Below are 17,865 nucleotides of genomic sequence, written 5' to 3' on the forward strand. Positions count from 1 at the left end.
CCAAGGAAATTTCATGAATCGAATGCTCGTCCACTAACTAGCGTTGCGCCAGTCTCTCCAATTGCATGTGACGAAGCCTTGCTCTCTCCGCTGTTTTTCCCGTGATCATAACAGGAGTACAAACCGCATCTGCCAGACCTTTCAATCCTAGTGCCGTCATCGCCACGCGAATTTGATGATGCCATTTGTCGACGGTAGACAAGCATTCTTCCAGAGATTCGCGCTGAACCAGACGCAGCATTGCCCCAGCCATCCCGACAGCAGACGCACCTAAAGAAGCGGCTTTGACTACATCTAGTCCATGACGAACACCCCCTGTTGCTATGTACGACATTCCCGGATGACCGACAGTACTCGCTTCTAGCAAGCTCTCCACCGTCGTGAATCCCCAATCCTCGAACATGGCGTGAGGATGATCACTTCGCATATTTTCGACTTGAGCAAAATTTGTTCCGCCTCTTCCACCCACATCGATTGTTCTGATCCCGATTTCCATTAGCTTCTCGATTGATTCCTTTGCCATGCCAAAACCGACTTCTTTGACAAGAACCGGCACATCCAGGGTCTCGCTGATTGCTTGAATTCGCTCGAGATAGCCGCGAAAATCCCGATCTCCCTCAGGCATCAACAGTTCTTGCATGACATTCAGATGGATTTGCAGTCCGTTCGCTTCTATCATCTCCACTGCTGCTGTTGCCTGCTCCACTGTCGCCTCCGCCCCAACATTAGCAAACAGGATTCCCTGTGGATGTTCCTTTCTGACAATCCGATAGCTATCCGTAACATCCGGATCACGCAGAGCGGCCATTTGTGAGCCAACTGCCATAGCCAGATTGCGTTCCCTCGCAATGATCGCCAGTTTTTGATTAATCTGCGTTGTCCCACCAGCTCCACCCGTCATCGCATTAATCATAATCGGTGAGGAAAGTCGCAAGGATGCGATCTCGGTGTCCAGTGAGGATTCAGCAAACGCAGTATTCGGCAAGCTATTCGGAACAAAACTAACATCATCAAAGCTATTCGCAGCATCTTCCCCAGTGACAAGAGCATTTCGAATATGGTCCAGTTTTCTAATCGAGCGACGATCCATTGTACCCCTCCTAGACTTTCACTCCCAGAAAAAAGGGATACGCCAGAGCGTATCCCCATGAATCCTACTTTTTAGCTTACTTGAACTTGTCTTTCAGGTCACCGAACAACTCACCCAATGTCACGCCCATTGGTTGGTTGTTTTCTTGCGTGAATTGTTGCTGTTCACGCTTGCTCGCACGTTCTGCCTGCTCCACACGGTCTTCTTCTACTGCACGGATGCTGAGGCTAATGCGTTGTTCTTGTGGAACAACATCCAAAACTTTTACCTGTACTTCTTGGCCCTCTTTCAACACCTCACCCGGTGTATTCACCCGGCGATTTGCGATTTGGGAGATGTGTACGAGGCCTTCGATTCCAGGAGCAAGCTCAATAAATGCACCGAAGGATACCAAACGTTTAACCGTTCCGTTCAAAATAGAGCCCGCTTTGAAATCTTCTGCTACGTTCGCCCATGGACCTGCTTGCGTTTCCTTAATGCTAAGGCCAATGCGCTCGTTTTCACGGTCAATTTTGAGGACCTTCACTTGTACTTTGTCGCCTTCCTTCACGACATCGGACGGCTTATCTACACGGTTCCAAGCAAGTTCGGATACGTGAACCAATCCATCAACTCCACCGATATCCACGAATACGCCGAAATCAGTCATGCGCTGAACCGTTCCTTCCAATACTTGACCCACTTGGATTTTATCCATAATGGATTGCTTTTGCACTTTCACTTCATCTTCCAAAACCGCTTTGTGGGACAGGATAACTTTATTCTTTTCCTTATCCATTTCTACTACTTTTAAAGCCAATGTTTTGCCTTTGTAATCAGAGAAATCTTCAACAAAATGACGCTCTACCATAGAAGCCGGAATGAAGCCGCGAACGCCTACATCAACAACCAGGCCGCCCTTCACTACTTCTTTTACAGTCGCTTCGATGATTTCACCCGCTTGCATTTTCTGCTCAAGATCAGACCAAGAGGATTCCATCGCTACGGCTTTCTTGGAAACAACGAGCTCTTCTTTCTCGTCGTTTAGCTTGATGACTTTCACTTCGAAAGTATCACCAACCGCTACTACATCAGATACCTTTTCAACATGCAGTGGAGACAGTTCGCTGATAGGAATCAGACCATCGTACTTGTAACCTAGATCTACAAGCGCTTGTTTGTCCTCAACTTTTGTTACGGTTGCTTTTACAACATCTCCTACGGAAATGGTTGTTGCATCCGTCAAGCTTACGTTCGTTTCTTCCATCATTCAAAAGACCTCCTTAATACCATCCAGTCCCAAACGTCTATGTACAGGTTGTGAACAACCTCTCTACATGAAGCGGGAGCATGTATATTTTTAACTGTCGCCTGATGGCTGGCAGTTAGTACTGATGAAGCCAGTAAGTTCCAGCAGATTTAGTATTCGTCCCTTTAGCAATTCTATACCGTTTGCTAAGAGAGATGCTGGTTCCGTAATTGCTTGATGTTCTCCATAATCAGATCGCTCGCTTCCTTCAACGTATCAGCGCTTGCTTTGGCCTCGCGCAGTTGAGTCAGATCGATCGGTTTACCGTAAACGATCTTAATGGAACGAAACGGTCGATATGGCCCGATAATGGCTACCGGAATGACCGCAGCTTCTGACTTGAGAGCGAACATCGCTACACCCGGCATCGCTTCTCCTGGTTCCCCTGTTTTGCTGCGGGTTCCCTCAGGAAAGATTCCAAAGATTTTTCCATCTTCCAGCAGTTTGAGAGTCGTGCGAATCGCCGCACGATCTCCTGCACCCCGTTTGACCGGAAATGCACCGAATTTGGTAATGAGAAAGGATAAGACCGGAATTTTGAAAAGCTCTTCTTTGGCCATGAAATGAACCTGACGCTCAATACCACTCCCGAGAAGAGGTGGGTCCCACAAAGAAATGTGGTTGGCACAAAGGATCACTGGGCCTTCCTTAGGTATATGTTCACGCCCGATCACTTGCCAACGAAAGACAAGCGAAAAAATGATGCGAAAAAAACCTCTGAATAAACGATAGTAACTCAATGGGTTGACTCTCCCGTTCGCTCGCAGATTTGCAAGATGCGATCGACCACCTGATCAATGGTCATTCCTGTTGTGTCTACCAAAACGGCATCTTCCGCCTGGCGCAACGGTGCGACTTCTCTCTGCATGTCCCGTCGATCTCGCTCTTCAATTTCTTTTTCCAGCTCTGCCAAGTCTGTCTGGGTACCTTTTGCGAGAAGTTCCTTCCAGCGGCGTTCTGCACGCTCTTGGATGGAGGCAGTCAGAAAAATCTTCACATCTGCATCAGGCAAAACATGAGTACCGATATCTCTGCCGTCCATGACGACATTACCTTGAGTAGCCAATCGCCGCTGTAGCACAAGCATTTGTTCACGTACGGAACCGTAGCTCGCTACAATGGAGGCGTACTGGCTCACTTCTGTGGAACGTATCCAGCTCGTGACATCGATTTCATTCCAGTATACATGTTGCTGTCCGTTTTCCCGAACCAGTTGAATCTTGTTTTTTTGCAAAAGTTCGGAAACTGCAGACTCATCGTTGATAGGGAGCTGATGATGGTGGACTGCCCAAGCGAGGGCACGATACATGGCACCTGTGTCAATGTACACGTATTCCAGTTGTCCCGCTACTTTTTGGGCGACAGTGCTTTTGCCTGCTCCCGCTGGTCCATCAATGGCAATGTTCATTACTTCTCACCTGCTATGTACGTTAGTTCGGATGGGAATAAAACAAGAAAAGCTTCTGTCGAAGCCCTTTCCCATTCTTTGTGTGATGAAAAACGATATAGCGTTTTTCGCATTTGGCTGTGACCACTAGCGGTCTACAAAAAACGATTCAAGACCGTTTTCTATGTTATCTATAATAGTACCATAGTATGGAAGCATGCGCAAACCTTTAGGGCTCACTTGACACGCCTTCCAAGCGCTCTGTTTCAATTAATACTAGTCTTGCGGGTACGTACTGAATGAGAACTTCGCCTATAGTCAGTACAATCGCACATACGACAATTCCAATCATGATGCCTTTTTCTACCCGTTTGGAAAAGCTGCAAAAACGATCATTGTACTGGCTGGTCAATAGGGTCACTTCCTCAGATGAAGCGTCAATCCACAACGCCTTTTTTGCGAAGCTCTAGCTGTCTCTCGTAACACGCTCTAACCACTTTTGCCCGATCTTGCTCACTGATTTGGGTGAACTTACCCGAAATCCATTGGTGCAAACCTTTTTCTTCCGCCGGTTTTTGTCTGACGATTTCCATCTCTACAAAAGCATGTTGAACCTGTCCATTTTTGCTTGGAAGGGAAATCCAGACGTGCAAGTTGTCTTTTTCCTTCAAATGATAGCTTTCCTCACAGCTAAAAGACAGCCCTCCACCGCTGATATCCAGCGTTCGTGCTAGAAAATGATAGCGTCGAATCGGATCGTCCAGTTTGACTGCGATGTCTACCGTAGTGTCAATTCTTAAGTAGTTTCGTCGCTGTGTGCGCACAATCTCCTCTTTCGCCGGCAGTTGCAAAAGCAGAACAGGAATGTGATTGTTTTGCCTGCCGACAATCGCAGAGCGGAATTCATAGCGTGAGCCATCCTCGCCAACATACCAAACCAAGCATTCTGTCCCTGGTTGAAATACCCCAGTGCGTCCAGTGTTTTCGCTGGTTGGCAACTCGATGGAAGCTACATCGTCCTTCAAATCAGCCACACGGCTTTTGAAAGTTTGCAGCTCCGTTTCTTCTGAGGAACTCGTGAAGTTTAGTCTTATTGTTTGTCCTATTCGTGGAAGCATCATAATGTAACTGTTCCTCCCCTTCCCTATCACCCTTTCCATTATATACCCTTTTGTTTCGAATCAGCAAATAGGGAAAGCCGCTAAAAAACTAGCTTTCCCCATGATTTTTTAAACTTTATTGTCCTTCGTTCTGTCCTGATCCTGTTTCCATTTTCACAACCTCTTCTTCTTCTCCATTCATGGCGTTGATGTAGACCATGTACGAATTTCCTTCAAAGCTGCCCGTCATTTCCCACGTCAGTACTTCTTTTCCATCGTTTTTCCCTTCGATGAGGGCAAGGCGCTGATCCGTCACTTTTACACTCGGATTGACTTTTTTCCTTGCTTCTTCTTTTGAGAGACGGGGCTCGGAGATCATTCTCTTTTTGTGATTAAACAGATACTCCGTCGAGTTAAAAGCAGTAACATCACCGTTGTCCAACGCAATCTCTACAACCACCCCGTCCGGATAAATTCTGACGCCATCCTGAACAGGCACAAACGTAAAGAGTGCGTTGCGGTCGTAGCTGTCAATCTCGGAGACCTGCATATTGTCAAAGCCATGGTCGCGCAAGAACACTCGACCTTTTTCTTCTGCCTGCTTCATGTCCAGCTTTTCCTCGCCAATTGCACGTTCGTTCATCATCCAAACCACTTTACCGCCGCGTTTGGTGACATCGAGGTTAATGCCTGTCTTGTGTCCATTTGGCGTGACATGTACGCTATACGCCGAGTATTCCTGCCCCTTACCGTTCTCGTTTACTTGTACTTTCGCATCTCCTGGCTTCAACCCGAGAAACGCAAGTGCATTCTTCTCTGCTTCCTCTTTGGTGGCTGGATTGCCATCGATCCCTTTGATTCGCTGCTGCTTTTTCTTATCGAGACTCTGTATCCCGACGCCCCAGTCTAAATCAGGGTATTCCTGCACTTTTTTCTCAATGGTTTGGAAGCCATCGATGATCGAATTGTCCTCTTTGTTTTTATTGGTGGCCAATGCCGTCTCGACATCCATCCACCTCAATTGTTTGTCCATCGCGAGGGTTTGTACCTTGCGCAGATCATCCTGGATATCCTTTGCTTGGGTGTGCAGACTCTTCAATGTCTTGTATTCACTCTGACTCAATGGCTGCTTGTCCAGGTCACGCACAGCGACACGATAGGAAAAATCTGCGACCCTCGACAGCATTTCTTCGGTTTTGTTAAACGCCATCAAAGTCAGCGGAAGTTGTCCGACATCCGCTTGTGCCGCATAGGAAAGCCGCCAAACATTCGTCAGAATTGGTGTCATTTGTCTGCGCGAGTTGACCACCAGCGATTTGCCAAGCTCATCGTGCAGCTTATCCACGTGATAGGTGAGATCGTGAAAAGCCCGTTGATATGAGTTTTCTGCTTTGATTAGGACCGAGTTCTTTTCATTGTGCTCCTGATATCCCCACACGCCAGCGCCTATTAAAGCGACCAAGGCAACGGGAAATAACACGCGTGCTGTTGCTCCATATACCATCCCTTGCCACTCCTCCTTTGGTTACGCATCCATCATCTGCAAAAGATGTGTTTCCCGATCTTTTTAACCTGCGGTCTGGTCCAAATCCAACCGGATGTTGCTGTATCTGGATTAAAATAGTACGTGCACCCTCCTGTCGGATCCCAGCCGTTTAGTGCATTCTTCACTGCTTTCGTCGCGCTTTCATTCGGTGTAAGCCATATTTGACCATCAGCAACTGCTGTAAAAGCGCGTGGTTCAAATATCACAGCCGAGGGCGTATCAGGAAACGTAGGGCTCTTGACGCGGTTCAAAATAACGGCTGCGACAGCTACTTGCCCTTCAAACGGCTCTCCTCTCGCCTCCCCGTAAACAGCATTCGCCATGATTTTCAAATCATTGTCAGAAACCCGTGAAGGATGAAAGCTGGCTTTGGTTTTGGCCGTATTTTTCTTTGCAGCAAGTGCAGCTATCTGCTCTTTTTGCACGGCCGCTACATTCTTTTCTTTCCAGACAACCTTGTATCCACTCAAACCCACTGCTACCAACATCACCAACACACCTGCGATCCAGATTGTACGCACGGCTGAATCCTCCTTGGCATGTATTGAAATCTTTGCATAGTGTTGGTGGAGGAAGAATGGATTATGCATGTAAATCTGGATATAGAAAAAGACCGATGCTATTTGCATCGGCCCACCTAGATTTGTTACGCTTTTTTAGTTGGGAAAGGAAAAGATCAGGACTCGTCAATCCGAAAATGCTTATCGTTGTCACACAGGCATTGCTTGAACCCTGTTTCTATTTGCCCCCCAGGTTCTCGATGACCACGAAGTGTAAACTTTTCTCCACATACATTGCATTGAATTGTGACTTTTGCTCGTTCGGTTTTTAGCACGTACGTCTCCTCCTTACCGTCTATTGTGGACGTGAAGAGAGATTTTTAGAACCGAAATCGTGTGCTCTTTGTACCTTTTTTAAGCCCTGCCACCACAAGACGAGCATGAATGGCACAATCACTACCAACCAGTTTTGCACTGCCAAAAAAATCACGTTGTACAAGGCATGCAAGGCAATCGGCAAGGTAATCGACATCCATAAAAAAAGCCGCTCATGTTTGGCGTCCTTGGAAAACTTGGCCCGTCCGAGATAATAGCCCATCCACACTGCAAACAACGCATGGCTGGATACCGGCAGAAAAGCTCGCCAGATGGCGATATTCGTTCCGTTGATAATAAGGTAGAACAAATTCTCCAACGTAGCAAAACCAAGTGACACCGCAACCGCATAAACAATACCATCGTATGGTTCATCAAATTCCAAATGTTTATAAACCGTAAAATAGATGACCATCCATTTAAAAAATTCTTCCACGACAGCGGATTGGAAAACTTCCGCGACAATGCCATCCCGCCAGTTCCATTCATTCTGCATGATGTACTGGAGCACCATAATCGGTACGACCAGCAGCATACCAAAGATAAACGACCGGATCACCATCGAAATCGGTTCCGGTTCGAGACTGTCACGCAGGTAAAAGTAACTTAAGATGGCGATACCGGGGGCAACTGCCGCGCCGATCAAAGCAATCATCTTTTATTACTCCTTTACACAAGACTATTGTTCATCGTACCATGAATACTGGTTGATGAAAACCCGCTACAGGAGAGAGATCATGTCAAAAAAAATTTTGGTAGTGAATACAGGCGGCACGATTGCCATGTCTGTCGATGACTCAGAAGGCGTAAAGCCATTGGATGATCAAGCAGTCAACAAAATTCTTCCTTTTTTAGAAAAATACGCGGAAGTCACCATGAAAAATGTACTCAACCTGCCTAGCCCTCACATGACACCTGCGATCATGAATCAACTGCGACTCGATATTGAGGAAGCCTTTCAACATGATCACTACGATGGCATTGTCATTACGCATGGGACTGATACGTTGGAAGAGACCGCATACTTTCTCGACTTGACTTTATCGGTTCACGTCCCAATTGTCGTTACCGGAGCCATGCGCAGCAGCAATGAGCTCGGGGCTGATGGTCCGGTCAATCTTATTTCTTCCGTTCGTGCAGCCGCTGACCCCGCAAGCCTGAACAAAGGCGTTATCGTTGTTTTTAATGACGAAATTCACGCAGCACGTCACGTAACCAAGACACATACAAGCAATGTCGCTACCTTCCAATCCCCACAATACGGTCCGATTGGAACCATTGCCAAAAAAAGTGTGCAGTATCACCATTCTCCATTGGATCGTGAGCACTATGCGATTTCCAATGCTGATGCGAATGTACCTTTGATCAAGGCCGTTGCAGGTATGGACCCTTCCTGGCTTCAATTTTTGCTGGAGCAATCGATTGACGGACTGGTTGTAGAGGCGTTTGGTTTAGGAAATCTTCCTCCCGCTATCATCCCTACCCTGCAGCAACTACTCGACAAAGGCGTACCCATCGTTCTTGTCTCCCGCTGCTACAACGGCCAGGTGCAGGATATCTATGATTACGAGGGTGGAGGCCGCAAACTAAAAGAAATGGGCATCATCTTCTCCAATGGCTTAAATGGGCAAAAAGCTCGTCTCAAGTTAATTGTAACACTGCAAAAAACTCGGACTTTCAAGGAGTTACAGCAGTTGTTCGACCATTAAAAAATGACGAAAACCTCCTGACCATCAGGAGGTTTTTTCGTACGATGCTGTTGTGGTGGGGAGGAAACAGGAGAAAACGCTCAGATTCTAGGGCCCCCTGTGGGTTTGCCTGCACGACTCCATGCAAAAAGCGAAACCGCGGCCAAAGTTGCCCCTTCAGGATGTTTTTCAGAGGTGGCCGCTTAAGAGCGTGTTTCGCTTTTTGCATTGCGTCTCGGTCGGTGTCCCTAAGATCTTCGCTTATTTCTCCTGTTTCCTCTTCGAGCTGTCAGTGTTACCCCTATCATTAAAGCTTTAAAAGATTGAAGAAATGTCACCTGTTACGCTAGAGAAGAATATTTCCAGGCGTAGCGACTTGTGGAGTCCTACCGAGCGGAGAAGGGATTCGTGGGCAAAAGAAACGCAACGTGCCCAGTCTACGAAGCGGCTACCACTTTTGCGTTTCCCCACGAATCCCTTCGGAGCGGGCAGTCTCAGCCCCCAGCAGGACGAAGCCTGGAGCCTAGCCTGGAAATATTCTTCTCTCCACTTCAGCCACATTACAAGCCAATAAAAAAGGCCCCGCCAAAACGGCGAAGCCATGTTTTCTCAATATATGGAGGGTTGTTTGAAAAATTATACCCAACCGCGGAAGCGAGAAGCCTCAGCCATTTTGCGGGCACCAACCATGTAAGCAGACAGACGCATGTCAATGCGACGAGTTTGAGACATGGAGTATACATTTTCAAACGAACGAACCATTACTTTTTCCAGCTTCTCTTCTACTTCTTCTTCAGACCAGTAGTAGCCTTGGTTGTTTTGTACCCACTCGAAGTAGGAAACAGTCACACCACCAGCACTAGCAAGTACGTCTGGAACCAGAAGAATTCCCCGCTCAGTCAAAATCTTGGTCGCTTCCAGTGTAGTTGGGCCGTTTGCCGCTTCTACTACGATTGACGCCTTGATGTTGTGAGCATTTGCAGCTGTGATTTGGTTTTCGATTGCTGCCGGAACCAAAATGTCGCATTCCAGTTCAAGAAGCTCTTTGTTGGAAATCGTGTTGTTGAACAGTTTTGTAACTGTACCAAAGGAATCACGACGATCCAACAAGTAGTCGATATCCAAACCGTTTGGATCATGCAGCGCACCGTATGCATCAGAGATACCTACAACTTTAGCACCTGCATCATGCATGAATTTTGCCAAGTAGCTACCAGCGTTACCAAAGCCTTGTACGACTACGCGAGCACCTTTTACGTCGATGTTGCGACGCTTCGCTGCTTCACGGATGCAAATGGTTACACCTTTTGCAGTAGCTGTTTCGCGGCCATGAGAACCACCCAGCGCAATTGGTTTACCCGTAATGAAACCAGGCGAGTCAAATTCACGGATACGGCTATATTCGTCCATCATCCATGCCATGATCTGTGAGTTCGTAAAGACGTCCGGAGCTGGAATATCTTTAGTAGGGCCCACAAGCTGGCTGATTGCGCGAACGTAACCGCGGCTCAGTCTTTCCAATTCGCGGAAGGACATTTCACGCGGGTCGCAAATGATACCGCCTTTACCACCGCCATATGGCAGATCGACGATACCTGCTTTGAGGCTCATCCAGATAGAAAGTGCTTTAACTTCATCCTCAGTAACTTCCGGGTGGAAACGAATGCCCCCCTTGGTCGGACCTACTGCATCGTTGTGCTGTGCACGATAGCCCGTAAATACCTTTACTTCGCCATTATCCATGCGAACCGGAATACGTACAGTCAAAACGCGTAGCGGTTCCTTCAAGAGTTCAAACATCGATTCTTGGTAACCTAGTTTCTCCAGTGCTTCCTTGATCACCGTTTGAGTTGAATGGAGCAAGTTCAATGATTCTTGCTTTTCTTTCCCTTCGGTGCTTTCGGTTACCACGTCTTGATTACCCATTACTTACCACCTCAAAAATGTTTTCGGTCAATGCCGCCTTTAGTATACACGCTTGTATCATTTATGAGAAGCTTAAAAATGTTTTTTTTCCATTTCGAAAACGTTTTCGTGCCTTGTTTTGCATAATCATTCAATTATTTACCAATCATTTCTGAAACCGCTTTTTCGGCTTCATTTTTTACAAACAGCTCCAAATGCACGTCCCATCATGCTTGTATTGTCCCCAAACTTGTTTCTTTCATTACGGAATTAGTGGATTTATGCCATAATGGATAAAGTAAAGGTGGAAGTTTATTCATGGAGGTGTTTTTATGAAAAAAAAGTCTATTTTGTTTGTTTTTGCTCATCCCGATGACGAAACGTTTGCTTGTGGGATTTCCATTTCCAAATATAGTAAAACAAAAAAGGCCAGCACTCATTTATTGTGTGCAACAAAAGGGCAAGCAGGGAAAGCTGGTGAACCACCTTTATGCACACTGGAAGAACTCCCTCGTTTTCGCGAGCAAGAGCTTCGCGACGCTTGCGCCATACTCGGTTTCGATCAGGTAGAAGTCTGGGAGTACCAGGATAAGTACCTAAACACAGTGCCCGTAGATGAGCTTGTTACTCGAATCCACCAAGCCATTCAGCAGACTCAACCAGAGATCGTCGTCACGTTTGCACCACATGGCATCTCCGGACATCCTGACCATTTGGCGATTAGTCATGCTACCACTCAGGCTGTCCTTTCTTTAGGCCCAGATACGAGCGTGCGAAAGTTTTACTATGCGACTCGTTCATCCGAGGAAGGATTTGGTACGATAAAGCCTCCGTTTACCGATCCACTCGAGAGCATTACGACCATCATTCACGGTCCTGAATACATGCCACAAGTAGCAGATGCCTTGCGGGCGCACAGAACACAGCACCTTTCAGTAGAGCGTGTTTTCCCAGGTGTAACAAAAGGCGAGCACCATTCTGTTCCGCCAAACAATCATTACATCTTGGCTTGGCACAGCCTTCCGAACTATACCATTCACGGTAAAGAGGCTGATTTTTTTGATGGCCTAGCATAATCTGTACAGACAGCAACAGCACCTAGTTGGTTGACTAGGTGCTGTTTTATATTCCCAGACATTTCTTTTTCGATTACGTGAAATGCCTGCATATTTCTTTTACAGCATCGTCGGCAACGATCACTTTCCCATATTCTTCCAACACATAAATCGTTATCGGCGTCGCTTCTCCGTACTCAGAGAGGATCGCAATTAACTTGTGATAACGCTCCTGATCCAAGTCGACTTCCTCTAGCACCAGATGATATTTCCCCTGGTAGAAGTAGGCAGCTCCGCCATTGGTCAAAAGGGCGTTAATGCGATGGGCGGCTTCAACCATATGCTCAAAGTCCCGGAAGGCATACATGATCAAGTCGCTTTCTTCCAATGTGACCTCTAGCTCGTATACATCCTCGTCTTCGAATTCTTCCTCTTTGCCGTCCTTTGAGCCCGTCTTGCCACGCGTTACGATTACGACCATTCCCTGAGCTGGCAAGGCGAACACTTCAACTGCAACAGGCCCTGATACCTCAAACCCTAATTCGTGATAAGCCTGTTCCATCATGTCGTTGAACAGTTCATGAACTTTAGGAATGTCACGCCACATGTCTTCTTTTTCTATCCCGCGCTCTGAGAGGTCGTCAAAAGTTAAAAAGATTCGTATTTTATCTTGACCAAGGCGTTCAACACGCATGACTGTCCCTCCTCGCCATCCAGTCGTACTACAAAATATGATGGTAAGCCTGTAAGAGTTCTCCACATTCTCCGGCGAATACCTGTTGGCATTCATCCATTTTTTGATGGACTGGAAAATACGGGGTAGTCCTATCATATCACATTTAGTTACTGGAACAAAGCTACCATGACACCTACGCAACATTCGCCTATCAATGTCGAATCCACTCACGAAAAAAGAAACTTTGTTGTTGCCTGTCATTTTCTGCGCTTTCCCAGGAAAAGTTCCCCTTCATGCTTCTTCTTATGTATTTATATTTGGCTCTGCTAGTTCGGGTTCCTTCTCATTCATAAAGGTTTGTACATGAAAAAACGCCCAGAATCAGGCGTTTTTCTAGGTCTCATATTCACGCAGCCGCTTTTGAATCCAAATGGCCGCCTGTGTTCCATCCCCCATGGCAATCGACACTTGTTGAGAATGCTCATTAATATCGCCAACAGCCCATATGTTGGGATGATCGGTTTCTTTTGTTCGTGGATTCGAATGGATGTGGCCCTTTTCATGAATTTGCACGGAAAAACCACGCAAAAGCTCTGTCAAAGCGTGAGCACCCGGAAAGGCAAGAAATGCTCGTTCTGCATACAAGCGTTCACCTGATGAGAGCTCGATTTCTTGCAATTGTCCACCTGTATGGTGAAGGGTACATACTTTTTCCTCTCGATATATAATCCCTCGCTGGCTCAGTCCAGAGACAACCTGCATATCCACCTTCACTTGTGCATGGTTAATGACTGTTAAGCTGTTTGTATAATAAATAAGTTCGTCTGCCATCGAAACAGCGTGCGGCCCTGCTCCAATGATTGCCGTGTCTTTCCCGACTGTTTCATAGCCGTCACAGTCAGGACACAAGAAAATCGATATCCCTACACAATCGGAGAAGCCAGGGATTGTTGGAAACGGGTCGCGAATGCCGGTTGCCAATACCAGCGTTCGCGAAGTAAGCGTATGAATGCTACTTTTCGTACCTATCATAAATAAGCCGCTTGGGTCAGTAGCAAGCTTTGTTACCTCATCTGTTATCAAGATTGCGCCGTATTTTTGTGCTTGTTCCCTACCCGCTTGACGCAAAAAATCGCCACTAACCCCCTCCGAAAATCCGAGAATGTTTCGGTAGGCTTTGGCGACTGTTGACCGACCACCCGGCATGTCAATGACTGCTACGCGTCGAAGGCATCTAGCTAATTGGATTGCAGTTTGAAGCCCTGCAATCCCGCCGCCGACAATGACCGTATCATACTCCACTTACATCCACCTGCTTATCTTTTTCCCGATAGCATTGCCAGTGGAGCACGATCTCATTACTGAACGAGGGGAACCAACACAATTTTCCCTTCAACGAGCCCTGCTTCTGAATGAAGTCCGTTATATCTTGCAATTCTTCCTACGTTCGAATTATTTCCAAAGTACTTTCGTGACAGCATAAACAACGTTTCACCCTTCTTCACCACATGCTTGACGACCTTCGATTTTGGTGTAGGCGGTGTTGAAGCTTGTTTGTCTGGTGTAGCTACTTTGCTAGTAGAAGTTTGGGCTGGGACTGTGCTCACAGCAGGTGTCTGTACGCTTGTGGACGCCTTTACTACAGGCTCAACTGGTTTTGATTCGGTCGTTTTCGCCTTGGCAGGTGGGTTGGTCACGCTTGCATTCGGATCAGGGGTAGCAGCAAGAACGACGGATACAGGCTCCTTTTCTCCTGCCTTGCTTCCTGGCGCAATCGTACCCACTTTACTAACTTCTTTCACTTCAACACTACCAGAAGTGGCTGACTCGTGTAGGACATTGGCCCTATACAACTCGAGACCAATCAACCCGAAAAATACGAATCCAAACAAGTACAATCCCGGTTGAATCCACTTTTTAAACGAGAACGACGCTTTAGGGCGAGTATGTCGGGAGCGTCGGGGTGGTAATGGATTTTGCTCGAGATTCACTCTTCCTCCCCCTTTTTCTTGATCGTTTTTTGTAAATAAAATGCTAACATGACGTCAATAAGGATATGAGCCACAATCGAGGGCCAAAGGGACTGATAGTGGGAAAACAAGAGTCCCAAGATCCAGCTTGTACCAAATACACTTATGACCATAAGCGGCTTTTTCAAATAACGTATGTGGATCAGTGTAAAAATAAGACTGCTCCAAAAATTCCCGGTAAGCGATTGAATGACTCCACGGAATAGCCACTCCTCTGCCACCCCTACTATCATACAGACGAGAATCGTAGTGGATGGTAACATGGCCCCAAAAACTTTCTCATTGATACTGCCATCATCTTGCCATCTCTTAGGCAAGTACCGATCCATTGCAATACTCGCGATAATAATACCTGCGGCTACAAACACGGCCCACAGCACGGCATTCCAGCCTGGCCATGTAAACAAGAACAGAGTAGCATCCCAGCCCAGCAGCCATAAGCTACCAGCAGCAGCCACTGCCATCACGATTCCTTGTGTCAACCATAGATTCAGCCGAAGAGTGGCTTCATCCACCTCTAGCCGATCTTCCCTCACTTGATGTTTCTCTCCTTTATTTGTTCGGCAAAAGAGTGTCTAACGCCTGCCGCAAATTCCATTTGATTTGTTCATTCTTAACGATTGCATTATCATTCGTTTGGAAATATGCATCCTTAGTTAGACCACATTTCTTACAGCAGTACAGATCATATTGATGATCATTTTCTTTGAAATACGTATTGATGCTCACACGCAAACAGTTTTCTCCTCTTACGTAAGACACCATTTCTGCCAGCTTTTTTTGCTTAAAGCTTTTTCTTTTTTCCGTTTCCTGCCAAATGATTTGTGCCTTCGGATACGATGATTCTCCCGCAGCGGCAGCTTCGTATGAGGACAGCACTCTTTCCGCATAAAAGGCAAGAAGTGCTCCCATTTCTTCGGATATGTCCATCATCGCCAAGGCCTCGTTCGTCAAGGGTACTCCGGTTTTGCATAACTGCTCATATTTTTGAACTTGCGCTTGTGTCGGGTACTCCTTCTCCAGCATGTGCTGATGAATCTGCCAATCGTCCCACGAAAATAAAAGCAGCGCATACCCAGGCTTTCCGTCACGGCCGATCCGCCCGATTTCTTGTGCGTATGCCTCCAAACTAGCTGGCATTTGATAATGGATGACGTAACGAATATCTGGCTTGTCGATTCCCATGCCAAACGCATTCGTTGCAATAATAACATCCAGCTCTCCCGCGAGAAATTGGGATTGGATCAGCATTCTCTCCATGCTGTTCATGCCCCCGTGGTAGCCGTGCACACGCTTTTTCCCATCGAGTTGATAAGAAGCTGCCAATACATCTACCGCTTGTCGCGTGCTGCAGTAAACGATCCCAGGCCCCTGCAAACGATCCATCTGATCAAATACATACGAACGCCTGTCACTTTCCTCCGCAACTTCAACCAAATCATAGGCGATATTCGCCCGATTAAGAGACTGCAACACGATGTCTTCTTTTTCAATAGAAAATAAGCTGCAAATTTCTTCACGAACAGTCGCCGTAGCGGTTGCCGTCACAGCCAGAACAGGAGGTGCTCCCAATTGTTTCACGACTTTTGGCAATCGCAAGTAATCTGTGCGAAAGTCATGTCCCCATTGCGAGATGCAATGCGCTTCATCAATAGCGATCAGAGACACCCTCGCCCGCTTTAACACTTGTTGGACATAGGGCTGTTGAAGCTTTTCCGGAGAAACATATAACAGCTTGTACGCACCTTCTGAGAGACCTTTTAAGATTTCGCGGGATTCAGTCGGGTCCTGCATGCTGTTCAAATAGGTAGCTGGAATTTTTTTTCGCGCTCGAAGCTGCTGCACCTGATCGACCATCAAAGAGATCAACGGGGAAACCACGACGGTCAGACCTGGCAAAAGCATTGCTGGCAACTGATACGTCACTGATTTCCCGCCACCTGTTGCTAATAACCCGAGAACACTTCTTCCATGCAATAGACGTTCTATAATGGACTCCTGACCGGGGCGGAATGAGTCGTATCCAAAATGCAGCTTTAATCTGTCGTACATGAGCTGTTTATTCATTTTGTCCCCCTTGTCGCTCGTGCCAGTGCCAATCGGATTTGCAAATACGTTACGGACGCTTCCAATTGATCCTTGATGAGCCGGAGTCTGCTTGTATCGAGGCGTTCACTCGTTTCCACGATCTCTTTAGCTAGCTCATTCGGCAAATATGTTGTCATGTCCCATTCCGGACAGCGCAAGGCAATCTCTACCAAATGATCTTCTATCGTGCTTTCTTTCATTTGTCGTTTCTTCGCTATTTCTTTTTTGTCACAGCCAGTTTGAAGCAGTGTGTACGTTCGAGCAGCACTTTCGGTTAGACGTGGATCAAGCTTGTGTGATTCTGTAACAAGTTTTGATAAAAAAGGATAATGATTGCTCTCTGCAAGCAGCGTTTGAATCGACGCGGCAAGCCCGTATCGAAATTGCAGCGTGAGATAGCTACGACTCGTTTGGCGAATCTCTGCTACTTGTCCCATGGTCTTGCCGACTTGGCCTGCTCCAGACAGTTGACAAAACAAAAGCTCCTGCACACTTTCATCCAAAGGCTCCCACAGTCGATACAGCTCGTCAGACAATTGCTGTTTCCAGGCATTTCGCATAGCCGCATCAGCCAATTGGTTTTTTACCCAACGCTGTGTCGTCTTGTCCGAAACGACCGGAATAAAACCAAGATCACCATGCTTCATTTGCGAGATCGTTTGCACCATAAGATGAAGCCTGCTCCAAAATGGCTCGATTCTCTCCGCCAAGTCAGACTGGGTAAAAGGTGCGAACCATCTGTCAAAGCGATATTTTTTGTACGTATGTTTGGCATGCTCCAATCCTGTATCAGAAAAGGTAAACGTCGGCTTCGAGTTCGTTCCACCTGCATCAACAGGTAAAATCCAGCCCGCCTGAAATAAAGTTGAAACTATTTTCTCCCAATCCTCTCTTGGAAAACGAGAAAACATCCGATAATACGGATAAAGGGTATACAAATGTACATCTTGCAGTGTCTGATTGGCTTTTCTGCCACGCAGTATGTAGTAGGCTGATTGCAGCGTTCGTTCATTGGCCAGAGGTAACATGGCATTCAAGGCGACCGCACATAAAAGGTCCTGCTCCTCTGCCGCACTGTTCCGACTGTTCATTGGTACTCCTTACATCATTCTATATTTTTCAAAGCTCAAAGTAAGC

General features: G+C 46.7%; 18 protein-coding genes. 2 read left to right on the plus strand and 16 right to left on the minus strand.

Going from position 1 to position 17,865, the window contains the following annotated elements:
- Nucleotides 1-37: 37 nt before the first annotated feature.
- The 9 genes from fni to prsW form a co-directional block, all read right to left on the minus strand.
- Nucleotides 38-1,090, minus strand: a complete 1,053-nt coding sequence (gene fni / locus ASG16_RS25195; RefSeq protein WP_056492746.1) for a type 2 isopentenyl-diphosphate Delta-isomerase — start codon at nt 1,088-1,090, stop codon at nt 38-40.
- A 76-nt stretch (nt 1,091-1,166) separates the two neighbouring features.
- Entirely contained in the window at nt 1,167-2,339 is a 1,173-nt protein-coding gene (gene rpsA / locus ASG16_RS25200) for a 30S ribosomal protein S1 (protein WP_048032621.1), read from the minus strand.
- A 185-nt stretch (nt 2,340-2,524) separates the two neighbouring features.
- A complete protein-coding gene (locus ASG16_RS25205) occupies nt 2,525-3,118 on the minus strand; it encodes a lysophospholipid acyltransferase family protein (RefSeq protein WP_048032620.1) in 594 nt (197 codons plus the stop codon).
- Nucleotides 3,115-3,786, minus strand: a complete 672-nt coding sequence (gene cmk, locus ASG16_RS25210; protein ID WP_007716486.1) for a (d)CMP kinase — start codon at nt 3,784-3,786, stop codon at nt 3,115-3,117. The genes ASG16_RS25205 and cmk overlap by 4 nt, the downstream gene beginning before the upstream one ends.
- A gap of 208 nt (nt 3,787-3,994) precedes the next feature.
- Nucleotides 3,995-4,177 carry a hypothetical protein gene (locus tag ASG16_RS25215; protein WP_048032619.1) on the minus strand — a complete coding sequence of 61 codons (183 nt, stop codon included), beginning with the start codon at nt 4,175-4,177 and terminating at the stop codon, nt 3,995-3,997.
- A 25-nt stretch (nt 4,178-4,202) separates the two neighbouring features.
- Complete coding sequence (locus ASG16_RS25220) at nt 4,203-4,886, minus strand: flagellar brake protein (RefSeq protein ID WP_048032618.1); 684 nt, start codon at nt 4,884-4,886, stop codon at nt 4,203-4,205.
- A gap of 115 nt (nt 4,887-5,001) precedes the next feature.
- A complete protein-coding gene (gene ypeB / locus ASG16_RS25225) occupies nt 5,002-6,369 on the minus strand; it encodes a germination protein YpeB (RefSeq protein ID WP_056492743.1) in 1,368 nt (455 codons plus the stop codon).
- Nucleotides 6,370-6,401: 32 nt separating this feature from the next.
- The gene (locus ASG16_RS25230) at nt 6,402-7,040 is read right to left on the minus strand and encodes a cell wall hydrolase (protein ID WP_056492739.1); all 639 of its coding nucleotides are present in this window, start codon (nt 7,038-7,040) and stop codon (nt 6,402-6,404) included.
- A gap of 226 nt (nt 7,041-7,266) precedes the next feature.
- Nucleotides 7,267-7,941, minus strand: coding sequence for a glutamic-type intramembrane protease PrsW (gene prsW, locus ASG16_RS25235; protein WP_048032615.1), 675 nt, complete (start codon nt 7,939-7,941; stop codon nt 7,267-7,269).
- Between the two features lie 82 nt (nt 7,942-8,023).
- Here prsW and ASG16_RS25240 point away from each other — a divergent pair, with 82 nt between their 5' ends.
- Nucleotides 8,024-8,995 (plus strand): asparaginase, encoded by a 972-nt coding sequence (locus tag ASG16_RS25240; RefSeq protein WP_056492737.1) that lies wholly within the window; start codon nt 8,024-8,026, stop codon nt 8,993-8,995.
- A 615-nt stretch (nt 8,996-9,610) separates the two neighbouring features.
- On the opposite strand, the gene ASG16_RS25250 is transcribed toward ASG16_RS25240, so the two are convergent.
- Entirely contained in the window at nt 9,611-10,900 is a 1,290-nt protein-coding gene (locus ASG16_RS25250; protein ID WP_048032613.1) for a Glu/Leu/Phe/Val family dehydrogenase, read from the minus strand.
- A 311-nt stretch (nt 10,901-11,211) separates the two neighbouring features.
- Here ASG16_RS25250 and ASG16_RS25255 point away from each other — a divergent pair, with 311 nt between their 5' ends.
- On the plus strand, nt 11,212-11,955 hold the full coding sequence (locus tag ASG16_RS25255; protein WP_056492733.1) for a PIG-L deacetylase family protein: 744 nt from the start codon (nt 11,212-11,214) through the stop codon (nt 11,953-11,955).
- 73 nt (nt 11,956-12,028) lie between these two features.
- Here the strand turns inward: ASG16_RS25255 and ASG16_RS25260 are convergent, their stop codons facing one another.
- The 6 genes from ASG16_RS25260 to ASG16_RS25285 all read right to left on the minus strand — a co-directional run bounded on the left by ASG16_RS25260 (nt 12,029) and on the right by ASG16_RS25285 (nt 17,819).
- Nucleotides 12,029-12,628, minus strand: coding sequence for a genetic competence negative regulator (locus ASG16_RS25260; RefSeq protein ID WP_007723994.1), 600 nt, complete (start codon nt 12,626-12,628; stop codon nt 12,029-12,031).
- A 375-nt stretch (nt 12,629-13,003) separates the two neighbouring features.
- Nucleotides 13,004-13,912 carry an NAD(P)/FAD-dependent oxidoreductase gene (locus ASG16_RS25265; protein WP_056492730.1) on the minus strand — a complete coding sequence of 303 codons (909 nt, stop codon included), beginning with the start codon at nt 13,910-13,912 and terminating at the stop codon, nt 13,004-13,006.
- A gap of 56 nt (nt 13,913-13,968) precedes the next feature.
- A complete protein-coding gene (locus tag ASG16_RS25270; RefSeq protein WP_056492726.1) occupies nt 13,969-14,601 on the minus strand; it encodes a LysM peptidoglycan-binding domain-containing protein in 633 nt (210 codons plus the stop codon).
- Entirely contained in the window at nt 14,598-15,176 is a 579-nt protein-coding gene (locus ASG16_RS25275; RefSeq protein ID WP_056492723.1) for a CPBP family intramembrane glutamic endopeptidase, read from the minus strand. The genes ASG16_RS25270 and ASG16_RS25275 overlap by 4 nt, the downstream gene beginning before the upstream one ends.
- A 16-nt stretch (nt 15,177-15,192) precedes the next feature.
- Complete coding sequence (locus tag ASG16_RS25280) at nt 15,193-16,707, minus strand: RecQ family ATP-dependent DNA helicase (protein ID WP_056492721.1); 1,515 nt, start codon at nt 16,705-16,707, stop codon at nt 15,193-15,195.
- Entirely contained in the window at nt 16,704-17,819 is a 1,116-nt protein-coding gene (locus tag ASG16_RS25285; RefSeq protein WP_056492718.1) for a YpbB family protein, read from the minus strand. The genes ASG16_RS25280 and ASG16_RS25285 overlap by 4 nt, the downstream gene beginning before the upstream one ends.
- Nucleotides 17,820-17,865: the final 46 nt, after the last annotated feature.

The sequence above is a fragment of the Brevibacillus sp. Leaf182 genome, assembly GCF_001423865.2.
Taxonomy (GTDB): Bacteria; Bacillota; Bacilli; order Brevibacillales; family Brevibacillaceae; genus Brevibacillus; species Brevibacillus brevis_C.

What these genes read in the sequence shown, in the direction of transcription:
- fni (WP_056492746.1), bottom strand. Translation starts at nt 1,090, where the DNA reads ATGGATCGTCGCTCGATTAGAAAACTGGACCATATTCGAAATGCTCTT.
- rpsA (WP_048032621.1), bottom strand. Translation starts at nt 2,339, where the DNA reads ATGATGGAAGAAACGAACGTAAGCTTGACGGATGCAACAACCATTTCC.
- cmk (WP_007716486.1), bottom strand. Translation starts at nt 3,786, where the DNA reads ATGAACATTGCCATTGATGGACCAGCGGGAGCAGGCAAAAGCACTGTC.
- ASG16_RS25220 (WP_048032618.1), bottom strand. Translation starts at nt 4,886, where the DNA reads ATGATGCTTCCACGAATAGGACAAACAATAAGACTAAACTTCACGAGT.
- ypeB (WP_056492743.1), bottom strand. Translation starts at nt 6,369, where the DNA reads ATGGTATATGGAGCAACAGCACGCGTGTTATTTCCCGTTGCCTTGGTC.
- ASG16_RS25230 (WP_056492739.1), bottom strand. Translation starts at nt 7,040, where the DNA reads ATGCAAATAGCATCGGTCTTTTTCTATATCCAGATTTACATGCATAAT.
- prsW (WP_048032615.1), bottom strand. Translation starts at nt 7,941, where the DNA reads ATGATTGCTTTGATCGGCGCGGCAGTTGCCCCCGGTATCGCCATCTTA.
- ASG16_RS25240 (WP_056492737.1), top strand. Translation starts at nt 8,024, where the DNA reads ATGTCAAAAAAAATTTTGGTAGTGAATACAGGCGGCACGATTGCCATG.
- ASG16_RS25250 (WP_048032613.1), bottom strand. Translation starts at nt 10,900, where the DNA reads ATGGGTAATCAAGACGTGGTAACCGAAAGCACCGAAGGGAAAGAAAAG.
- ASG16_RS25255 (WP_056492733.1), top strand. Translation starts at nt 11,212, where the DNA reads ATGAAAAAAAAGTCTATTTTGTTTGTTTTTGCTCATCCCGATGACGAA.
- ASG16_RS25260 (WP_007723994.1), bottom strand. Translation starts at nt 12,628, where the DNA reads ATGCGTGTTGAACGCCTTGGTCAAGATAAAATACGAATCTTTTTAACT.
- ASG16_RS25280 (WP_056492721.1), bottom strand. Translation starts at nt 16,707, where the DNA reads ATGAATAAACAGCTCATGTACGACAGATTAAAGCTGCATTTTGGATAC.
- ASG16_RS25285 (WP_056492718.1), bottom strand. Translation starts at nt 17,819, where the DNA reads ATGAACAGTCGGAACAGTGCGGCAGAGGAGCAGGACCTTTTATGTGCG.